At 62.1% G+C, this 17654-nt stretch carries 16 protein-coding genes; 10 read left to right on the top strand and 6 right to left on the bottom strand.

Annotated features, from left to right (window positions below):
• The first annotated feature begins 29 nt into the window (after positions 1-29).
• From QQL87_RS25485 to QQL87_RS25450, 8 genes are all read left to right on the top strand, one after another.
• Positions 30-905, top strand: a complete 876-nt coding sequence (locus QQL87_RS25485; protein ID WP_284421709.1) for a branched-chain amino acid ABC transporter permease — start codon at positions 30-32, stop codon at positions 903-905.
• On the top strand, positions 905-1927 hold the full coding sequence (locus QQL87_RS25480; protein WP_284421708.1) for a branched-chain amino acid ABC transporter permease: 1023 nt from the start codon (positions 905-907) through the stop codon (positions 1925-1927). The genes QQL87_RS25485 and QQL87_RS25480 overlap by 1 nt, the downstream gene beginning before the upstream one ends.
• Positions 1924-2637 (top strand): ABC transporter ATP-binding protein, encoded by a 714-nt coding sequence (locus QQL87_RS25475; protein WP_284421707.1) that lies wholly within the window; start codon positions 1924-1926, stop codon positions 2635-2637. The genes QQL87_RS25480 and QQL87_RS25475 overlap by 4 nt, the downstream gene beginning before the upstream one ends.
• Positions 2634-3341, top strand: a complete 708-nt coding sequence (locus tag QQL87_RS25470; protein ID WP_284421706.1) for an ABC transporter ATP-binding protein — start codon at positions 2634-2636, stop codon at positions 3339-3341. The genes QQL87_RS25475 and QQL87_RS25470 overlap by 4 nt, the downstream gene beginning before the upstream one ends.
• A gap of 272 nt (positions 3342-3613) precedes the next feature.
• Positions 3614-4612, top strand: coding sequence for a helix-turn-helix domain-containing protein (locus tag QQL87_RS25465; RefSeq protein ID WP_284421705.1), 999 nt, complete (start codon positions 3614-3616; stop codon positions 4610-4612).
• A gap of 377 nt (positions 4613-4989) precedes the next feature.
• Positions 4990-5847: an alpha/beta fold hydrolase gene (locus QQL87_RS25460; RefSeq protein ID WP_284421704.1), complete on the top strand. Its 858-nt coding sequence runs from the start codon at positions 4990-4992 to the stop codon at positions 5845-5847.
• 683 nt (positions 5848-6530) lie between these two features.
• A complete protein-coding gene (locus tag QQL87_RS25455; protein ID WP_284421703.1) occupies positions 6531-7487 on the top strand; it encodes a SphA family protein in 957 nt (318 codons plus the stop codon).
• Positions 7488-7807: 320 nt separating this feature from the next.
• Entirely contained in the window at positions 7808-8779 is a 972-nt protein-coding gene (locus QQL87_RS25450) for a helix-turn-helix domain-containing protein (protein WP_284421702.1), read from the top strand.
• Positions 8780-8794: 15 nt separating this feature from the next.
• Here the strand turns inward: QQL87_RS25450 and QQL87_RS25445 are convergent, their stop codons facing one another.
• From QQL87_RS25445 to QQL87_RS25435, 3 genes are read right to left on the bottom strand one after another with little or no spacing between them, the layout of a single operon-like run.
• A complete protein-coding gene (locus QQL87_RS25445; protein WP_284421701.1) occupies positions 8795-10072 on the bottom strand; it encodes a serine hydrolase domain-containing protein in 1278 nt (425 codons plus the stop codon).
• Between the two features lie 16 nt (positions 10073-10088).
• Positions 10089-11195: a 2,3-butanediol dehydrogenase gene (locus QQL87_RS25440; RefSeq protein ID WP_284421700.1), complete on the bottom strand. Its 1107-nt coding sequence runs from the start codon at positions 11193-11195 to the stop codon at positions 10089-10091.
• A gap of 8 nt (positions 11196-11203) precedes the next feature.
• Positions 11204-11737 (bottom strand): 2,4'-dihydroxyacetophenone dioxygenase family protein, encoded by a 534-nt coding sequence (locus QQL87_RS25435; protein ID WP_284421699.1) that lies wholly within the window; start codon positions 11735-11737, stop codon positions 11204-11206.
• A gap of 498 nt (positions 11738-12235) precedes the next feature.
• Here QQL87_RS25435 and QQL87_RS25430 point away from each other — a divergent pair, with 498 nt between their 5' ends.
• Positions 12236-13321 (top strand): TRAP transporter substrate-binding protein, encoded by a 1086-nt coding sequence (locus tag QQL87_RS25430; RefSeq protein ID WP_284421698.1) that lies wholly within the window; start codon positions 12236-12238, stop codon positions 13319-13321.
• Positions 13322-13564: 243 nt separating this feature from the next.
• Here the strand turns inward: QQL87_RS25430 and QQL87_RS25425 are convergent, their stop codons facing one another.
• The 3 genes from QQL87_RS25425 to QQL87_RS25415 all read right to left on the bottom strand — a co-directional run bounded on the left by QQL87_RS25425 (position 13565) and on the right by QQL87_RS25415 (position 15886).
• Complete coding sequence (locus tag QQL87_RS25425; RefSeq protein ID WP_284421697.1) at positions 13565-14074, bottom strand: hypothetical protein; 510 nt, start codon at positions 14072-14074, stop codon at positions 13565-13567.
• A gap of 88 nt (positions 14075-14162) precedes the next feature.
• Positions 14163-15488 (bottom strand): LVIVD repeat-containing protein, encoded by a 1326-nt coding sequence (locus QQL87_RS25420; protein ID WP_284421696.1) that lies wholly within the window; start codon positions 15486-15488, stop codon positions 14163-14165.
• Positions 15489-15604: 116 nt separating this feature from the next.
• Positions 15605-15886, bottom strand: a complete 282-nt coding sequence (locus QQL87_RS25415; protein WP_284421695.1) for a hypothetical protein — start codon at positions 15884-15886, stop codon at positions 15605-15607.
• A gap of 3 nt (positions 15887-15889) precedes the next feature.
• Between QQL87_RS25415 and QQL87_RS25410 the strand changes: the two genes are divergently transcribed.
• Positions 15890-17506 carry a tetratricopeptide repeat-containing glycosyltransferase family protein gene (locus QQL87_RS25410; protein ID WP_284421693.1) on the top strand — a complete coding sequence of 539 codons (1617 nt, stop codon included), beginning with the start codon at positions 15890-15892 and terminating at the stop codon, positions 17504-17506.
• Positions 17507-17654 lie beyond the last annotated feature (148 nt).

Here is a 17654-nt window from a genome sequence, read left to right as displayed (position 1 = left end):
CGAACGCGCCGGCACGCAGATGGGGGCGCATGATGTTGGCCTACGGTCTTTTTCTTCTGTCCGGCCTCGCGCTGGGAGCGCTCTATTCGCTTGGCGGCATCGGCTTGGTGCTGCTCAACCGGGCGACCGGTGTGCTCAACTTCGCTTATGGGGCGATCGGCGCTGTCGGCGCCATGATCGCCTGGCAGGTCCTCAATTGGGGAGGGCCGGAACCGCTGGCATGGGCCGCCAGCATCGGAGCCGGGCTGTTGCTTTCGCTGGCTTTCGGTCGGCTGTTGGCGCCAGGCCTTGCGCACCGCGAGCCCGTGGTCAAAGCCGTCGCGACGCTCGGCTTCGCCATCGCGCTGCTCGGCCTGATGAACCTTATCTGGTCGATCACGCCGCGTAGCCTCTCGTTGACGGTCGACAAGCAATCCGTCGCAGTTCTGGGCGTGCGCATCACCGGAACGAGGCTTCTCGCGATCGGCGCCGGCATTGCGATCACCGCGCTGACTGGCGTTCTCCTGGCCCGCACGCGTATGGGACTGATGATGAGGGCGCTTGCCGACAATCGCGAGGTGGCTTCCGTCTTGGGCGTCCCGATCAGGAAGGTCGAGACCACGGCATGGAGCGTCTCGGGCGCGCTGGCTGGCTTTACGGGTCTCTTGTTCGGCGATCTGGTGCGGCTCGATCCGACCGTGCTCACCTTCCTGGTCATTCCAATCATTGCAACGACCGTGATCGGAAGGCTGACGTCGATACCCGTGACCTTCGCCGCCGGCATCGCCATCGGAATCATCGAGAGCATGCTGGCGCTCTATAGTCCGCTGACACCCTTCCGTGTCGCTGCGCCGTTCGTGGTGGCGATCGCCGCGCTGATGTGGATGCAGCGCGGTCGCTACCTGACCTTCGCCGGCGAGGATTGATGACCAACTTCGAAATCTCATCCGCAAAAGTGGAAGCGACGGCCGGACTGTCCGTGCGCCGTCATGTCATGAGCGCCGCGATTCTGGGCGTCCTCATCTTGCTCTCCGCCGTCGCCAACGGTCTCTGGCTCAAGATACTGACGTCGGTTGCGATCTACACCCTGACGGCTGCCTCGATCGCGCTCCTCTACCGTCGTTTGGGTTTGGTCTCGTTGGCTCAGGTGGCGATGATGGGCATCGGTGGGTGGGTGACGCTTCGGCTCGCGCATGGCACCGGTCTGCCGTTCGAGATGAACGTGCTGTGCGGGGGGCTCTCGGCCGGACTTGTTGGCATGGTATTGAGCTATCCGGCGCTTCGCATGCGCGGCCTCTATTTGGCGCTGGTGACGCTGATGGCGGCCGGAGGATTTGCGGTCCTGATCAATGTGATCCAGTTCCCCAATGGGGGTGACGGATTCACCGGATTCGCCGTCCGCTCCGTTGCCTACATGCCGCGGCCGCTCATTGCGCAATCGGACCCCGCATACCTGCGCTATTGCGCGGGTGTGACCGCTCTCGGCTTCCTGCTCATACGGTGGCACGAGACCACGCGGCCGGGGCGCGCCTGGGCCATGATACGCCGCTCGGAGGCTTGTGCGATTTCGGCCGGCGTCAACGTCACGCTCTACAAGGTCTGGGGCCTCGCTTTGTCCGGCTTCCTGGCCGGAATTGCCGGCGGACTGTTGGCCGGCAATCTGCAATTGCTCGATGCGCGGTCATTCCCTGCCGGCGAATCGGTTCTGATTTTCGCTCTCACGATCGTGGGCGGCGCCTGGCACTGGTTTGGAGCGATCTTGACCGCGATCCTGTACCGGCTGCTTCCGGCATTTCTCAATGATATCGGTGTCAATGGCAACGCGGCCTACATCATCTTCGGCGGAGCGCTGATCCATGCGCTGATGTCCGCGCCAACGGGACTTGCCGGCCAATTGTCTGATGCCGCCATGGCCATTCGTCGGCGCCTGAAGAGAGGCCGGACATGATTTCGATCCGCAATGTCACGGTCAGCTTTGGTGGCGTCATTGCTCTCGACCGATTGAGCATCGACCTGGAGGCACCCGTCGTCGGCGTCATCGGACCCAACGGCGCCGGGAAGACCACCTTTCTGAACGTCTTTTCCGGGTTTGTGGTGCCGCGGCAAGGCTCGATCAACGCCTTCGGTACGGAACTGCTGGCCATGCGGCCGTTCCGCCGGTCGCGCTGGGGGCTTCGCCGTTCGTTCCAGAAGGAGCAGGTGGTGGATGAACTGTCGGTCGAAGATAACGTTCAGGTTGTCCTCGACCCACTCGACTTCACGCCATCGGAGCGCAAACGTCATACCGCGGCGGCGCTCGACTATTGCGGCATACTCAAATTGCGAACGAGACCGGCCGCGGGCCTCAACGCGCTCGAGCGCCGAATGGTTGAGCTGGCGCGATGCGTTGCGGGGCGGCCACGAATTATCCTGCTGGATGAACCGGGAGCAGGCCTGTCGCTGACCGAGGTCGAGCAACTCAAGACGGTCATCACCGGTATGCGTGCGTTCAACGGTGCGACGACACTTCTGATTGATCACGATGTCGACCTGATCCAGGCGACCTGTCCGGTCAGCATGGTTCTGAACTTTGGTGCCCTGATTGCATCCGGCGCAACGCGCGATGTGCTGACAGATCCCAGGGTTCGCGCGGTCTATCTGGGCGAGGAGGCGGCATGACGACGCTCACTGTCAGCCATTTGAATGTGATGCGTGGCAAGAAAAGCGTGGTTGACGATGTTTCGCTGCGCCTCGAGACTGGTCGCATTACGGCGCTGCTCGGGCCGAACGGCGCCGGCAAGAGCTCCCTCGTGCATGCGCTCGCGGGCCTGCTTCCGGCCGCAGGGGGGCGGATCGAGTCCGATGGCGCGTCGCTGGTCGGGAAATCTCCCGAAGCGATCCGCGGTGCCGGCATTGCCGCCGTACTGGAGGGCCATCGCGTATTGTCCGGCCTGAGCGTCGACGACAATCTTCAGGCTGCCGGCTTCAACCATTCGCGGATCACGCTGAAGGCTGCGATCCGCGAGGTCTACGACATCTTTCCCGAACTCGCCGAACGCAAGGGGCAGAGGGCCGGCTCGATGTCCGGCGGCCAACAGCAGATGCTGTCGCTCGGGCAGGCCATCGTGTGCCGGCCGAAGTTCATCTTCGCCGATGAAATGTCGCTTGGACTAGCGCCCCTGATCGTGAAGCGGCTGATGAGCGTGATCTCCCGGCTCGCGTCGCAGGGGACCGGGATTCTGCTGATCGAGCAATTCGCACATGTCGCTCTTCAATTGGCGAGCGAGGTGCACGTGATGTCGCGGGGCCGCTTGAACTATTCGGGCGCTCCGCAGCCGCTGATAGATGATCCTGAAATTCTCCACAGAGCGTACCTGGCGTGACGATGATATCGGAGCATCAAAGGTGTGCGTGCGATGCAGCCAACACAGCCTTGTCCACCGTTCGGATTAGCCGCGCGCAGACACCGGAATGCTTGCGCCGATCGAGGTGCTGGTCGCGAACCGCTTGAGGTGGAAACGCGACGACGCCCGCGGTGTCGCAAAGCCAAAGCTTGGAGCATGGGATTGCAAGTTCAATTCGAGATGCTCGTTCCGCGACTCATGAAAGCCGACAGCCGCAGACGTATTGCAATCAAAGAATAGCGGTGGATCCGATGCCTGAGATCGCCATGTCTCAAGCGGGCGCAGCGGCTCGCGTCTTGGATTGTCACTCGCAGGATGCCGCGGTACACGCCGGCCAACTGCCCGGTTGGACGATGCGCATGGAGCAGTTTTCGGCGGGCTGCTTCAGCGGACACACGACCGTTCTGTTGCTTGATCATGTCCATGTCATTCGCGAGCGGACATCCCAGGCGCTGATGAAGCAGGGAATGGCCAGGCCCGGCGCGCTGATATTCAGCCTGCCGATGGCCGCGTCGGGTGATGGTTACGTCAATGGCCATGTTCTAGCGTTTCCGTGCCCGCTCTTCAGTGACGGCGCGGATCTCCCCTCGCTGTTGACGCCGCAATATCTTGACGTCGCGCACCTCGTGGTGGATCGGCAATGGCTTGCCGGATACTTCAGGGATCTTGGGGAGTGCCGGCTTGCCGACGATGTCGTTGAGGCACGGTATCTCCGGATCAGCGTCTCATCCGGCGGTATCGCCGCCATGCAGCGTGTCATCACCGACGTATTCGAGATATGCGCGCGGACGCGTGTATTCGACTTCGAAGAGTCGCGCAATGACCTGGAAAACGTTCTCCTGAGGTTCGTCGCCGACGCGCTGATGTCAGAGCGAAAAATCTCCATGAGCTACGTGACGTCTCAGAAAAAAATTGCTGATCGTGCCTTTCGCTATGCGCTGTCGCACCGTGAAACTCCACCGAGTATCGCAGAGCTCTGTCGACACGTGGGAGTGAGCCGACGCACGCTGCAGGATTGCTTTCAGGACGTCTTCGGAATTTCGCCCTCACAGTACCTGCGGTTCGCGCGTCTCAACGCCGTGCGTCGTGACCTGATGGTGTTTGCTGCGACCGGACGACACGTTTCCATCGGTGAAGTCGCTGCAAGCTGGGGATTTTGGCACTGGAGCCACTTTGCAGAAAGATACCGGGAACTGTTTGGCGAATTGCCGTCGCAGACGCTGCAGAGAAATTCATTCAGATTGCCATGAACGCTTGCCAACACGGCGTACGTCGCCCGTGCCATACGTTGTCAATCGTGTGAAAAAAAGAACGACGAATTATAATGCCCCGCCATCGGCGCAATCTGCCGAAACGGGATAACATCTACGTGGTCTCAGCCCTAGAATATTCACGCCGGGAAACGTTGGGTGGCCAGCGCCGATGCTCGCATTCCAAGGCAGGGTGAGCCGGACCCTCTTGAGGATCGAAGAGTCCTGTCTGTTCTTGGGGAGAATAGCTCGAGGTCGGTCTGACGTTGTCCGTCAGTTATCCAGATGTAGGTTTGGGCTGGCCATTGAAAATGCCTTGTTGAGCGGTGTGGATCGGTGCGGAGAGAGTCGCGCCTGATATTCCGGAGTAGACAAAAGTGCAGACGTTCGAACAGGACAAGTTTATCGACGTGGCGGGAGTGAGAATCCGGTACCGCGAGCGACCGGGCGAGGCGCCACCGATTATTTTTCTTCACGGCATCACCGAATCCCTGGAATTCTGGACTCTGCAGTTGGAGGCAGGCATAGGCGACCATCGTCTTATTGCCTTGGACCTGCCGGGCCATGGCCTGTCAGACGACGGCGAGCAACCCTATGACGCCGACAAGTTCGCGCACTTCATGGTTGCGTTCGCGGATGCTCTATCGATTGGTCGGTTTTACAGCGTCGGAAATTCTCTTGGCGGCGGAATTACCATACGGCTGGCCGGCCTATTACCAAGCCGCGTCATGGGCATCGTTCTTGCCGATTCGGCATTCATAGGCAAAAACGTGTTCTTCCCGTTCCGACTTATGACGCTGCCGGTCATCGGGGAGCTGCTCACCAAGCCTGGGCCCAACGCAGTGAAGCAACAATTGAGCGCCATCGTCTACGATCAGGCGAGCATTACCCCCGCTCTGCGGAAGGTCGTGGAACGCAACACGTATCGCGTTGGCGGCGCGAAAGCCTTCTTGCGCAGCTTGCGCGCCACAGCGACGTTGAGCGGGATAGTTGAGTCGGTTTACAGACAGAGCCACGCGATCCTCAAGTCGCTCGACATGCCGGTGCTGTTCATTCACGGGAAACAGGATGTCGTCCTGCCGGCCAAGGATTCGGTTGCCGCTGCCGCTTTGACGCCTAGAGCCAGAATCGTGCTTCTCGACGATTGCGGGCATACGCCACAGCTTGAAAAGCCATCTTCGTTCAACGCAGAACTAACGAGATTTGTCGCGGCCTGCTGTGCCGACGCGAGCTGAAGACGGACGAGTTCATAGCCACGCAATGGCATGCCGATCGTCGGGTAAGCGGATGGCGATTTCGTAGCCCAGGTAGAGGCAAGGGGCGTGCGTCGATCGAACGAGGACAGGTAGGTGTGAGTCGGCGTAGTTCGTAGCTCGGCGTTGAGGGACGCCGTCGGGGTCCTGCCGTCGCCGTGCTTACGGGGCGCTCGCGTTAACGGCGTGCCGCATGAACTGACCATGCACGCGGCGATCGGATGACGGGGCGCCATCGTGACGTCGTCGTACAGTGGGGCGTTTCGTGCCGAAGCCGCCTTACTGGCGACTATCGGGCGCTGTTTGGTGACATGCCGTCCCAGACGCTGCAGAGCAATTCATTCAACATATCCTAGAGTGTTCGCTGCCACGGCGAACACGTCTCTCGCCGTGTGCGGGTGCTGTTTGTGAGTCGTGTGACAAAATCAGCACGTCCGTACAAAAGGCCGCACCATCGGCGCACTCTGCCGAAACGGGATAACGGCGACATGATTTTCTTCCTAGTCTTCCCACAGGTTCGAACGAACTGATCGCAATCTCGCGATGGCTCGCAAATCCGCGCGGATCGGCGGGCTCTGCCTGTGCGGTGCGGTTTCGCGTCAGCCAACCGAAGGGGGGACAGAATGTTGAAGAGAACATCGATGATAGGAGCGGCGATCGCCGCGATGGCGATGAGCACGCCTGTGGCTGCCTACGAGTTCGGATATTCCGGGTGGGCGCAGAAGCCCGGCATTACGCTGGGAGGCGGCACTGCGGGGGATCCGCCGCCAGGACTCTATTCGTTCAACCAGGTCTTCACATCCCAGGCCAACACCGTAAGGCCAGGCGTGCCCAATGTCGGCGGCGTCGCGACGCCGGTTCATGCCGCCTCTGAAGCGTCCGGTCTGCTTTGGGTTCCCGGCTGGACGTTCCTTGGCGCAACGTATGACGCGGTCATTGTGCAACCATGGATCATGACCGATGTGGGCTCTCCGGTGAACATCAATCCGGCCGGCATGCACAACACCTTCATCGTGCCTGCCGAGTTGAGCTGGAAACTCGGCGACAGTGGCTTCTTCGTCAAGGCCGGACTCGGCATTTACGTGCCGGACGGCACGATCTCGGGCGCCAATGGTCTTGGCAATGTCGGAAATCCCTGGTGGACATTCCAGCCCAATCTTGTCGTCTCGTATCTGAAGGATGGCTGGAATTTTACCGCCAACGTCTTCCAGGAGATGAACACCAGGAGCACTGTCACCAGCTACAAATCTGGTGATGTCCTACACGCCGAGTTCACTGCGACCAAAACGATCGGCAACTGGACCTTCGGTCCGGTCGGCTACTATGCCGGACAGGTCACCGATGACAGGTCCAGCGCATTCTATGGCGGCGCCATCAACACCAATCGGTATGCGCTCTGGGCGGCCGGCGGCCTTGTCGCATACAATTTTGGTCCGGCGGCGTTGACCGTATGGGCGACGCACGAATTCTCGGCGTCGGCATCCGGCGGAACGGCAGCGGGTCCCGGCTTCGATTCTGCATCCATCACCAAGGGCTATTCGGTGTTTGCCAATCTGAGCTTCCGATTGTGGGCGCCGGATGATCCTGCGGCGCCTCCGAAACGGCCCTTCATTCACAAATGATCGGCGAGATCATGATGGTCTCCCGGGACCGGTCAGCGTTGCTGATCGGGTGATGGGCGGGTCCCTCGCGGGGGCCCGCCCTTTTTTTTCCAGTCGCGTGACTTTCCGGTGCCTGCGCGCTGCGATCATCACTGACGTCCCCGCGCACCTCGGCCGCCAATTGAAGAGCGACGTGGGGGCGGGGTGAACTATTCGGGCTCTCCGCTGCGGCGCCGCAACAAGTCGATCGACCGCTCCACGATCGTTTGACCCGCTCGGTGCAGGTCCATATCGTGATGGGCAAGCGACGATAGCGGCAGGCTGACAACAGGGAGGGAAGGATGCAGCTGGATGTGGTTCAGCGGACTGCTCCCGTGACGACGTTCGACACGCGGGTCGTCCCGCCGACCGACCGGATTTCCTACTGGGAGCAGCAGTGCGGAGAGTACGTTATCGGCTTGACCTGCTCGAGCATGGAAGTGGACGGCCTCCAGGCCAGGTTTCAGTACGTTGACTTCGGCCTCATCAAGCTGGTCGACATTATTGGACACCAGCACGTGGTCGAGAGATTACCCATTCATGTGAGGACGAGAGAGAAGGACTCGGTATTCCTGACGCTGCTCATGCGTGGTGCTGCGTTCGTGAACCGTGCCAATGAGTGTGTGCTTCTGAACGAGGGCGACGTCGTGCTCTACGATACGAACCGCCCGTACATGCATGGCTTCCCCGGGTTCATGCGTCACGTCATCTTTGAGGTTCCCGGCGACGAGTTCAGGCGGCGCTTTCCGGGTTGGGACCTCTGTGCCGCCTGTCGATACGACGGATCTGTCGGTGCGGCGCGGCAGATATCAACCTCGCTCCGACAAATCATCACGCGCCATAGTCCGTTTAGCGGCAACGCAATTGGTGTCACGGAGATTGAGGAGAAGATCTGGGACGTCCTCAGCATGGCTCACGGCTTCTCACGAGGCGTGGAGCGCTCGACGTACCATTCGTTGCTGCTGGATCGAGTCCGCCAATTCATCGCAGCGAACCTCCGCGATCCCAAATTGTCGCCTGAGATGATCGCGGAGCACGCCGGCATCAGCGTCCGGCAGCTCAACAGGCTTTTCGCCGGCGAGCCGGACACGTTGTGTGCCCACATCTTTGCGATGCGTCTGGATGCGTGCCGCACGGACCTGCGGCGGCGGGATACGGCGCAGGCGAGCGTTTCCGAAATTGCGTATAGCTGGGGCTTTCGCAACCTCTCGCATTTCTCGCGGAATTTCCGCGAGCGCTTTGGCTGTACGCCGTCGGAATCCAGAGCACGATAGCTGGTCGTAGGTCGTCTAGTCAGGCACTGAGAGTGCCTGATACGCCAGATAGCGAACCTCGTGCCGATAGAAGGAAACAGCGGCAAGCGGAACCTGAATCATCATGATGATGATGAGTTGCTGCTTCGGATCGATGAAGAACGTCGTGCCGGATGAGCCGGTCCAATAGAATGACCCGGTCGATCCGGGCAATGGATTCTGTCCGGCTTCGGTGCGGACAGCGAAACCCAAACCAAAACCTTGTCCCATCGCCGATGTCGGCCCCGCATCTCCAAAGAGCTGCAATTGAGCGGCCGAGTATCCGATCCCCGGCTTCAGCGCATTGCACGTCATCAAGTCGATCGTCGCTTGTGAAAGCAGGCGCGCGGTGCCGGATTTGGAGCCATGCGACAACATCTCGCAAAACAGCAAGTAATCGGACGCGGTCGAAACGAGACCACTGCCGCCGGAGAACAGCTTCGGCTTCTGGGTCGCGTCGAACATCGGAGGACGGTTTCCGGTCGCCGGGTCGATCTGCGGCTGCGCGAGCCGGTCACGATCGGCCTCATGCACGTAAAAGCCTGTCGAGGACATGCCCAGCGGTTTTGTGATGCGCTCTTCGATGAAGCGGTCGAGCTCCATCCCGGAGGCGACTTCGACGATCCGGCCGAGCACATCGGTCGCCGCACTATACTCCCAAACCTGGCCCGGCTGGTTGGCAAGGGGAAGCTTGGACATCTTCGTTACCATCTCGGCGAGTGTCGTATTGCGATCGAGAACGTTTGCATCCCGATAGGCATCCGCGACTGGGCCATTGCCGACGGGGGGTGGATAGGCGAGCCCGGCAGTGTGGCGAAGAAGGTCCTGAACCGTCATCGGCCGTAGCTGAGGCTGCATGACAGTTTCGGTCTTGCCGGTGGCAGGATCGGTCCGTTCGACCCGAACCTGCAGATCCTTGAATTCCGGGAGGTAGTTGGACACGGGCGCGGCGATAGCCAGTTTCCCTTCCTCGACCAGCATCATGGCGCCCGCACCGACGATCGGCTTGGTCATGGAGGCGATTCGGAAGATCGAATCCGTGGTCATGGCGGACTTCTGCTCGCGGTCCCGGAATCCGAAGGCTCGGAAGTAGGCCAACTTGTGCTTGCGGGCGATCAGCACGACTGCTCCGGGAAGTTGGCCGCTATCGACATGGCCCTGGAAGGCCTGCGTCACCCGCTCCAGGCGATCAACATCAAACCCAAGCGTTCCTGGATCGCTCTCGGGCGTCAATCGTTGCGCAAAGGCGGAGGCCGAAACAGCCGCAGTCAGCATGGCGATCACAGCCTGTCTATGAAGTCTCGTGACGCGTTTTCTCGATCGAATCCGTCACCTCGGCCCTGGCCTCGTCACATGGCCTGACCAGGACCTTCACGTCGACCGTCTCTCGAACCAGTCGGTCGAACCCGTCGTCCACGGCGCATTCGAGTGAGACCTGGCGCGTCACGATTTGGGACGGATCGAAGAGATCGTTTGCCACCATGGCGATGAGATCCGGGAAAACATGGCGGTAGCCAACGCTGGAAACGAGATTGATTTCGCGGTTCACCAGACCGAATGCATCGATTGTTGGTCGATGACCGAACAGTCCGACCAGAACCAATCGGCCTCCCTTTCGGACAGTGGCATAGGCATCATCGAGGGCCACCTGCGCGCCGACCGCCTCGAAGGCGACATCGACGTCGCCAGCGGTGTCGGCCAGCCGTCCGGTCCGCGCATTCACCGTGTGAGTGGCTCCGAGCGCTAGAGCGCGCGCAAGACGATCGTTCGACACATCACTTACCGCGATCTGGCGCGCACCTGCTAGTCGGGCCAGTTGCACGATGAGCAGGCCAATCGGACCGGCTCCCGCCACGGCACACCGCATCCCAACGGAAAGGCCTCCTTGCCGAATCGCATGTAGCGCCACCGCCGCTGGCTCCAACACCGCGGCCTGCTCGAAGCTCACTTGATCGGGCAGCGCGTGGGCCATGTAGGCGGGCACAACGGCCTCTTCGGCCATCCCACCATCGCCCATGAGCCCGGCAAAGCCCATGAAGCGGCATTGATTGTATTCTCCTCTCAGACAGGCCGCACAGTGCCCGCAGCGGTATTCCGGCTCAACGACCACGCGCTGCCCCACGCAGACAGTCGATACGTCGGGCGCGAGCTCAACGACCGTGCCGCAGAACTCGTGGCCTATGACGAGTGGAGCTCGCCGTCCCGACAGCGGATGTCCGGCCTCCGTGGGAATCGCATGCGGACCGTCGACATACTCATGCACGTCGCTGCCACAGATGCCGCATGCCGCCACCCTGATGCGGACGTCGCCCTGTGCGAGCGACGTGCGTGGCCTCGGCTCGACCCGGATGTCGCGCGCGCCGTGCCAGACTGCGGCCATGAAGTGCTGATCGTCCAAGGGGCATCTCACCGGAAGAGGCGATCGATATAGCTCGCACCGATGCCGACCTTCTCGTAGTGCTTTCGAGCGAGATCGATATAGTCGTGGACATCAAAGGTGCCGGTACACGCGCCATTCTCGTCCAACCAGATGAGAGGACCTGTGACATTGAAGTGGACGCGCATCGGCTCATCGCTCTCATAGGCAACGAGCGTGTGCCCCTCACCGGGAGTCTCGTAGACGAAGTCTCCGGCCGTCGCCGTCCAGTCGTGCTCGAGATATCCCCACTTGCCAGAGATGGTGTAGGCGAAGACCTCATGTGGATGATAATGGCGGTTCACGAGCCCCGCCTTCTTTGCATACAGAATGTCGCACCATCTGTTCTTGCTCGGCGAGATCCAGAGCGGACGAGTGAAGACGGTCTCGGTGAGCGGTACGTAATACCGCTCGTCCTCTATCGGTGCGTTCCGGATGTAGACTTCGGGTTGTGCGTCGGGTCGAAAGACGTTCTTGATTGGCGCCATTCCTCGCCAGAATTCGTTCGTTGGGGCTTCCGGCATAATCGTCTCCGCGTGCTTTGGCTGCCGATCAGATTAGCAGGTCATCGAGCCCGCATTTGTCCCAGGGGGACGTTCTGCTTTGCCAGGAGGGACACAGCGGCATCCGCGCCGCGACGGCTGTGGCCGCCTGCGCTAGTGTTCTCTCAGCCTCATCGACAGATCATCAGCGCGTAACGCTGGGCTCGGGTGGCGGGTCATCGAAAAGGGAGGAATGAGATGAAGACTCTTGGAGAAGGGCGGATGTCACGACGGACGGCGCTGGCTGTCCGTGGTCACGCATATCGCGACGCTCGATAGGGGGGCACCGGCGGTCATCGCTTGGCGAGGGCATCCGACCAGGGCGTATCCTCGTGGCAGACCGCGGCACGATCCAAGAGAGATCAAAGTCATCGACTTCGTTCAGGCTGACGCCGGACGGCAGCATGCCAATGAAACAGCGCGGTCGCAACGATACGACATGGAAAAAGCGTTGCACCCGCCCAGAATCGGAGACCCGCCATGAATCGCAGGAAGCTTCTCAAGGTTACGACTTTGGCCGCGGCATCTACGGCGATCGGCGCGCCCGCCATTGCGCAGTCCACTCCTCCGCTGCGCTGGCGGCTTGCCACGTCCTTTCCGAAAAGCCTCGATACGCTCTACGGTGCGTGCGAAATGTTCAGCAAGGCCATCGCGGATCTGTCCGAGCAGAAATTCCAGATCAGCGTGTTCGGACCTGGTGAAATCGTGCCGGCGTTTCAAGTGCTCGATGCGGTGTCGAACAATACCGTCGAGATGGGAAACACCGCCTCGTACTATTACATCGGAAAGGATCTGGCGTTCGCCTTCGGCACCACGGTGCCTTTTGGTCTCAATACGCGGCAGATGAACGCGTGGCTTGCCTATGGCGGCGGGCTTGAACTGCTCAACGAGCTTCACAAATCCTACAACGTCTACGCTCTGCCGTTCGGCAATACGACCGCGCAGATGGGGGGCTGGTTCCGCAAGGAGATCAAGACTGTCGATGACCTCAAAGGTCTCAAATTCAGAGTTGGCGGCATCGCGGGGCAGGTGTTGAGCAAGCTTGGCGTCGTGCCGCAGCAGATTCCGCCCGGAGAGATCTATCCCGCCCTCGAAAGGGGGACGATCGACGCAGCCGAATGGATCGGACCTTACGACGACGAAAAGCTCGGATTCCTGAAGGTGGCGCCTTACTACTACTATCCAGGTTGGTGGGAAGGATGCGCCAACGGTTTTATCTACATGAACTCCGCGAAATGGGCGGAGCTTCCCAAAGTCTATCAGGACATGGTCACGATTGCAGCAGGCCAGGTCGCTGCCGATCTCACGGCCAAGTATGACGCCCGCAACGCACAGGCCATCAGGCGGCTGGTTGCGGCCGGCGCGCAACTTCGGCCGTTCTCGACGGAGATCCTCGACGCATCGTTCAAGGCGACCAACGAGATCTTTGCCGATATCTCGACAAGAAATGCCAAATTCAAGGAGCTGTACGAGTCGATGACCGCATTTCGAAACGAGCAATATCAGTGGCACCAGGTCTGCGAAGCGACCTACGACAATTACATGATCAGGCGCATCCGTAGCTGAGCGCGGATTCAGTCGGTGCCCGCGAGGCGGGGAGGTGAGCTGAAGAGTCGAGGCGCCCTGACAGGTCCTCGTGCTCGCATGTGTCCCACGAGGATGTTCTGCTTTGTCAGGAGGGGCAGAGCGGCACCCACGTCGCGACCTCCGCGCCGGTGTGCCCCTGGGCATCATCTCACACGGGTGTTCGTCGGCCCGGTGGCCGTATCGTAACAAGCGTCTGCTTTCAAATGGCAACGTGACGCCGGCTCACGCTCGGTTGCGTGCGACGAGGTCCGACCAGAAGGGAATGTATCTGATCCGGTCGGGCCAGGGCCGACCGTTCCAGCCGAGGAATTCGCGGTCGAAATAGTCGTCGAGGTTCACGCCGTAGTGGATCACGTCGGCCTGGTAGACGGAGAACACCGGATTGCCCGCCTCGTGCGGCTGCTCGGGCAGATAGCGGTGGCTGATCAGCGGAATCAGTTTCGGCGCCCGCGCCAGAACCGCGCGGAGCACCTCTTCGCGCGCCTCAGGGCGATCCGGCTTCTCACCCCATTCAGGCCACCACAGCGCATTGTGCTCGACGTCGAACAGCCCTTCGAGCGGCCAGTCCAGCATGCGGCGGATCGCGCTCGAATCGTTCCAGTCATGGCCGGCGACGGGACGGCGATCTCGCAGCAGGGCCACGAGATCGGGCGGAAAGCGAAGGCCGAATCGCGACTGGGCGTCATCGAGCTCGGTCTGCGTGTAGCCGCGGGTCCAACGGTTCTCGGTCATGGGCGTCGTGTGTCCTCGGCACAGCTGCCGGCTTTCGGACACACGATGGGTGTCGATCGGGCCCGGATGAGCTCTGGAGTCGCGCGCGTCAGCCGTCATATTGCAGCACGTTCAGGCCGGCGTTCCAGTCGGTCGCGTACATCAGCCCGTCGCGGGTCACGAACACGTCCGCCGTCTTGGCGGCGAGGGCGATGTTGGGCCGGGGATCGATCAGCCGCGCCGGCGTCGGCGGCAGCCAGAACGCCAGCTCCTTCGGCGCAAACTGGTTCCTGATGTCGAACACGCGCACGCCGCCGGAATTGTAGGTCGCAAAGATCGTGTCCTCGCTCTGCATCGATCCGGGCCGGTTCTCATGCAGATTATGCGGACCGAACGTGCCTGGCGCCGCGCAATAGTCGCGGTCGGCCGCCACCGGCAGGGTCGCGATCGTCACCGGATTCTCCGGCACCCGGACGTCGACGACGAAGATCTGGAACAGGCCCTTGGCGCACTTCTCCGCATTGGCCTCGTCGGCGACGATGGCGAGGTTGCGCCCGGGCAGCGGCAGCGGCGTATGCGTGCCGCCCGGGAAGGGCGGCGACCAGTTCATGCGCGACAACAGCTTCGGCTGCGCCGGATCGGACACGTCATGGATGGTGAAGCCGCCGTCGCGCCAGGCGCCATAGCCGAGCGTGCCTGCGACGATCATGTGGTGCAGCGCATAACGCTTGCCTTTCGGCGCGGCCGAGACTTCGCCGGCGGCGCGGTTCATGCCCGGCAGCCACCATTTGGAGACGATGACCGGTTTGGTGATCTCGTTGAGATCGACGACGCACAGGCAGTGATCGGTGAAGCCGTCGAAATGCGCCGACACATAGGCATAGCGGCCGCCCATCCAGGATAATCTGTTGATGCCGAGCCCGGGCATTTCGAGAAACGCGATCTCGCGCATGTCCCCTCGCTTGGAGATGTCGTGAATAGAGAGGCCGCTGCGGAACGGCTTGCGCTTGGTGATGCTGTCGGACAGCGAATTCTCGAAATAGCCGCGCTGGTCGGAGTACGACTGCATCGCGACGATGTTGGCGCCGTTGGCGAGCAGCAGCAGATCGTCCGAGGTTTGCAGGTGATGCGTGCGGGTGAATTGCCCGGCGGTGAAGAAGTTCACCGGCTTGAGATTGCGCGGGTCGCTGGCGTCGAGGATGGTGACGCCGTCGCTGAACATGTGGCCGACATAGAGGTGATTGCGATGCGCCATGACCTGGACGCTGTCCGGCCGGCCGCCGATATCGCTGTAGGAAATATGCTTGATACGGTGGCCGATCCCCTCGGGAGGCACCACCGCCGGATCCGCGGCGCGGGCCGCGCCGCCCATGCCGGCCAGCGCCGCCATGCCCAATAGACCGCGCAAATGCGCCCGCCGGCTCACGTCCCGCATGATCTCTCCCCAGAGTTCGTTTTGCTTTCCGACACGCTAACACGGGCTGTGAATACGGCAAGCGAGCGTGGCAACCGGAAACGTCGTCGAACGACGGCTTTCGAGGCCGACACGAATCAAATAGTGTTTTCCGAATCGCAATTTAAGGTGGCGTGATGGCCGGCCGCAAAGATCGAAAAGCGATCGAGCGAAACAAGGCGGACGACCAGAAGAACACCGGCCACGCGTCGGCGGACGGCGTGGCTCAGCTGCATGATCAGGCCATCGCGCATCTGCGGGCGGGCCAGCATCTCGACGCCCAGCTGTGTTGTCAGCAGATCCTGACGCGCGACCCCGGTCATGCCGAGACGCTGCATCTGATGGGTCTGCTCTGCATCCAGACACGGCAGTTCGATCATGCCGTGGAATGGATCGTCGGCGCCGTCAGACGTGATCCCAAGCCGCTCTATCTCACGACCCTCGGAACCGTGCTGCTGCAGCAGGGAAGGGGCGCCGAGGCGCTCAAGGCGGTCGAGAAGGCCGCCGAGCTCGAGCCCGGCAATGCCGAGCGGTGGCAGAATCTCGGGCTGGTGCTGTCCGAGCTGCAGCGCCATGACGACGCGATCCTCAGCTTCCAGCACGCGCTCAAGCTGGATCCTCGCTCCACCGAGGCCGCCTACAATGCCGCCGTGCTGCTGCATCAGGCGACGCGTTGCGAGGAGGCGCTCGTCTCCCTCGATCTCTGCCTGCAGGCGAAACCCGATCACCTCCGAGCGCTCGGCCTGCGTGCGCGCACGCTGCTCGGCCTGGCGCGCTACGCCGACGCGCTCGGCGATTTCGAGCGGCTGCGTCTGCTCGATCCGGCCAATGCCGATGCCTCCAACCAGATCGGGAATTGTCTTTCGGCGCTCGGCCGCTACGAGGAGGCATTGACCGCCTATGACAGGGCGTTCGCGCTGGGCGACAAGCATGCCCTGACGAACAAGGCGATTGCGCTCGAGCAGCTCGGCCGCGTCGACGAGGCGCTGGCCGGCTATCAGCGTGCCGTGGACGACGATGCGAGCGATGCCGGCGCCGCGTGGAATCTGGCGCTGCTGCAACTGCTGAGCGGTGATTTCGAGCGCGGCTGGGCAGGGCGTGAAGCCGCGCGCTGGCGCATTCCGGTGCTGGCCGAGAGCTACCCGAAGCTGTCCGGTCCGCTCTGGCAGGGCGCCGAGCCGATCGACGGCAAGACCGTCCTGGTCTGCCCCGACGAGGGTCTCGGCGACGTCATCCAGTTCTGCCGCTACGTCCCGCTGCTGGCGGCGCGTGGCGCGCGGGTGATCCTGCTGGTCCAGGACGAACTGCAGCCGCTGCTGTCGCGGCTTCCCGGCGTCGCGCAGTGCCTGCCGAAATCGAGTGCGATGGTGCCGCCCTACGACATGCACTGTCCGCTGACCAGCCTGCCGCTGGTGTTCCAGACCCGGCTCGACACCATCCCGGCCGAAGCCTGCTATCTTCCGGCGCCGCCGCCCGCGCGTGTCGCGGCCTGGAATGCGCGTCTCGGCGCCCATGACCGGCTGCGGGTCGGCCTCGTCTGGTCCGGCAATCCGCGCCATCCGCGCGATCGCGCCCGCTCGATGCCGTTCCGCACCTTGGCCGGCCTGCTCGATGCGGACGCGACCTTCGTCAGCCTGCAGAAGGACCCGCGCGCCGAGGACAGGCCGGCGCTGCTGGAACGCACCGAATTGATCGACCTGACGGCGGATCTCACCGATTTCGTCGAGACGGCCGCTCTCGTGGCGAGCCTCGATCTCGTCATCACCGTCGACACCAGCGTTGCGCATCTTGCGGCCGCGCTCGGCCGCCCGACCTGGATCCTGCTGCCCTTTGCCCCCGATTATCGCTGGCTGATCGATCGCGATGATAGTCCGTGGTATCCGACGATGCGCCTGTTTCGGCAGGACCGGCGCCGCGACTACGCGCCCGTGATCGCGCAGGTCCGCGCCGAGCTGACGGCCGCGACCAGCCGTGGCCCGCTCCGGAGCGATGCCCGCTAGCCCGCGGTGCAAGCGACCGCGGCGCGCCCTCGTGACTTCCGATAAGGCGCAGGAGAGTTGTCTTTTTCGGGGCGGGGCGCGCCGTGCGCCGCCGCGCGCGGTCGGGCTGGCCACCGGCGCCGGCATGGGCTAAACCGCGGCTCCCGTG

This window comes from Bradyrhizobium sp. SSBR45G, assembly GCF_030159255.1.
GTDB lineage: Bacteria > Pseudomonadota > Alphaproteobacteria > Rhizobiales > Xanthobacteraceae > Bradyrhizobium.
This window is presented reverse-complemented; position numbering and strand designations above follow the sequence as displayed.